This window comes from Bdellovibrionota bacterium (assembly GCA_035292885.1).
Classification (GTDB): domain Bacteria; phylum Bdellovibrionota_G; class JALEGL01; order JALEGL01; family DATDPG01; genus DATDPG01.
Window position 1 is genome coordinate 1 of sequence record DATDPG010000196.1, and the last position, 3493, is coordinate 3493.

Sequence of the window (3493 nt, forward strand, 5' to 3'; positions counted from 1 at the left end):
GTCGGCCCTGGCTTTCTCATTGCTCAGGCAGGCTTCGAACTTGCCGAGATCCAGTTTCAGCTCTTTGGCGTAATTGGTTAAGTCGTCCTTCTCGAGTTTCTGCTGAGCGAACAGCTTGTCGTGATAACCCCAGAACTGTCCTTGTTCATTCGCGCAGCGCGCGGCAATGGCCGCCGGTTTCGCTTTGTCATGAAAGGCTAAAGGGAAATCACGGAAATAGAGCTTCACCTTTCCACGATATTCTTTCATCACCTGATTGACCGAGTCGAGCGCCCGTTTGCAAAACGGGCACTGAAAATCGGAAAATTCGACGATGGTGATCGGTGCACCCGCGACGCCCTTTGCGGGGTATGCTCCCGTGGCGACCTCCATTCGCGGCCGCGTGAAGTTGTACGCGACTTTGTATCGTTTCTTGAGCTGGTCGAAATAGACTCCGCGCCGATCTTGAATTCGATCCTGTTCCAGCTTTTGTTTAATCCGATCCGAGATTTGTTCCAGCGCGGGCATCTGACGGCCCGGCTGCGCGTTCTTTTTCATGTTGTCGTAAAATGCCGCTATATCTTTGTCCGCGACCGGCTTGATCTTGTCCTGAAGTTCCGACTTGAGAACCTGATCCTTCGTCCGGCCTATCTTTTGAGCTTCCTTTTCCACCAGATAATCAAACAGGAAATCGTCCAATGCGCGTTTCTTCGCCTCGTACATTTCCGCCCGAGCCTTCGCGAGAACTCCCTTGGCCCGTGCGTCGAGATTGGTTTCAGTAATCGGTTTTCCGTCCACGATCGCCAATGTGTCTCCGGGAGTACCGGTCCCAGTGGCAAAACTCATCGGGGCCACAAAAAATAACGCGACCCCTCCCATCACTGCGTTCACTCGCATGTTCATTCGTGCTCTCCTTATAACTATGGTCGACCGATCCGGCGGACGTCTGAGCTTAGTACACTATCCGATCCGGATTAAAAAGCCATGTGATTCTCGAAGACTAGCCGTTGTGGTATCGTGCGCACCGGCGTGAAGCAAGCCAAACCCATCGTATTCCCACCGGTCGAAGAACAGTTCGGTCTCCTTCGGAGGGGTGCCCACGAAATCATTCCCGAACAGGATCTCAAACTTAAATTGAAACGGTCCGCCGACACCGGGAAGCCGTTGGTCGTCAAATGCGGATTCGACCCGACAGCCCCCGATCTGCATCTGGGACACACCGTCGTCCTTCAAAAGATGCGCCAGTTTCAAAAGCTGGGGCACCAAATTGTTTTTTTGATCGGCGATTTTACGGGTCGAATCGGAGATCCCTCCGGGCGTTCAAAGTTGCGCGAACCTCTGAATGAAAAACAGGTTCGAGAGAATGCTCGAACGTACAAGGCCCAGGTCTTTGAAATTCTAGACCGATCCAAAACGAAGATCGATTTCAACAGCCGATGGATGAACAAAATGTCGGCGGCGGAGTTGATCGAATTGGCTACGCATTACACCGTGGCCCGGATGCTCGAGCGAGACGACTTTCACAAACGTCATCGGGCCGAGGAGCCGATCTCCATTCGCGAGTTTCTCTACCCGATCGTCCAGGGTTACGACTCGATTGCCCTCAAAGCCGACGTGGAACTCGGGGGCACCGACCAGAAATTTAATCTTCTGGTCGGCCGCGAGCTTCAGCGCGCCGTTGGCCAAGAACCTCAGGTCATCCTGACGATGCCGCTCCTGGAGGGACTCGACGGCTCGCAGAAAATGTCCAAATCCTTGGGGAATTACGTAGGAATCACGGAATCGCCGAAGGAAATGTTCGGAAAGATCATGAGTGTGAGCGACACGCTGATGATTCGATATTTTGAACTATTGACCGATCACACGAATGAGGAAATTGCGCAATTCAAAATGGGCTTGGAGAAAGGTGCGATTCATCCGCGCGATCTCAAGGCCCGACTCGCTCGAACCATCGTCATGCGCTATCACTCCGAGAAAGACGCATCCGAAGCGGAAGAAGCGTTCAACAATCAATTTCGGGATCGACAAATTCCCGGCGATCGAAAGCTCATTCCACCGCCACTGCGCGCGTCCGCAATTCGCATTAGCTGGTCACAGTACTTGAGGGATACCGGCTTAACCTCGTCGGCTAACGTTGCCACGACTCTTATAGAACAAGGTGCCGTCCATCATGGCAGCCCTGGAGGCCAACTTAGGATTGTCCGAGACCCAAAGGCGCAACCAGATGTCAAAGCGGGAGATGTAATCAAGGTGGGGAAACGAACCTGGGCGGAAATCAAGGGCGAAGACTAGTCCGTGTCCCGCATTGCCAGAAGATCGGCGTACCCGCAGCGACGTCCGTATCGACCTCTGTTTTGGGTATGGCGGAAACGGGCGATGAGACCGAAATAGCCGTCCAAACCGCTTGACTTCCTGAATCTCGCAAACGTATACTTCTCGGTCGCACCGCGGCTTTGGACTGTTTTTTTCTTGACTCTTTTCAAGCACTTCCATATAAGCCCGCGCTCTTGCTCGATCTTTGAAAACTAAATAGCGGACAGTCGAAGAAGCTTCGTGGGTGATTCAAGTTAAAACCTTTCCTGAGGGGTTTCGGCCCTTCAGGTAAGTGATGTCAGATTCAAACTGGAGAGTTTGATCCTGGCTCAGAACGAACGCTGGCGGCGTGCTTAACACATGCAAGTCGAACGAGAAAATCGTAGCAATACGGTAAGTAAAGTGGCGCACGGGTCCGTAACACGTGGGTAATCTGTCCCTGGGTGGGGAATAACCTGTCGAAAGACGAGCTAATGCCCCATAAGACCACGGGATCTCCGGATCCTGAGGTAAAAGGTGGCCTCTATTTATAAGCTATCGCCTGGAGAGGAACTCGCGCACCATCAGCTAGTTGGTGAGGTAATGGCTCACCAAGGCCTAGACGGTTAGCTGGTCTGAGAGGACGACCAGCGACACTGGAACTGAGACACGGTCCAGACTCCTACGGGAGGCAGCAGTGGGGAATATTGGACAATGGGCGAAAGCCTGATCCAGCAACGCCGCGTGAGTGATGAAGGCCTTCGGGTTGTAAAGCTCTGTCGGTTGGAACGAATAAGGGACACCTAATACGTGTCCCGATGACGGTACCAGCAAAGGAAGCACCGGCTAACTCTGTGCCAGCAGCCGCGGTAATACAGAGGGTGCAAGCGTTGTTCGGAATCACTGGGCGTAAAGCGCGTGTAGGCGGTGGAGTGTGTCCTGTGTGAAATCCCTCGGCTTAACTGGGGAAGGGCATGGGAAACTACTTCACTGGAGTGCGAAAGAGGGTGGCGGAATTCCTAGTGTAGAAGTGAAATTCGTAGATACTAGGAGGAACACCGGAGGCGAAGGCGGCTCGCTGGACGGCACCTGACGCTGAGGGACGAAAGCTGGGGGAGCAAACAGGATTAGATACCCTGGTAGTCCCAGCCGTAAACGATGAGGACTAAGTGGAGGGGGCTTCGGTTCTCTCTGCTGCAGCTAACGCGTTAAGTCCTCCGCC

Annotated in this window: 2 protein-coding genes and 1 rRNA gene; 2 read left to right on the forward strand and 1 reads right to left on the reverse strand. The window is 53.4% G+C overall.

Features of this window, described 5'->3' with window-relative positions:
* Positions 1-882 (reverse strand): thioredoxin domain-containing protein (locus VI895_14230; protein HLG20958.1); only part of this gene is annotated, 882 nt, incomplete at its 3' end.
* 126 nt (positions 883-1008) lie between these two features.
* Here VI895_14230 and tyrS point away from each other — a divergent pair.
* On the forward strand, positions 1009-2271 hold the full coding sequence (gene tyrS, locus VI895_14235; protein HLG20959.1) for a tyrosine--tRNA ligase: 1263 nt from the start codon (positions 1009-1011) through the stop codon (positions 2269-2271).
* A 327-nt stretch (positions 2272-2598) separates the two neighbouring features.
* Positions 2599-3493 (forward strand): 16S ribosomal RNA (locus VI895_14240); the annotation flags it as partial.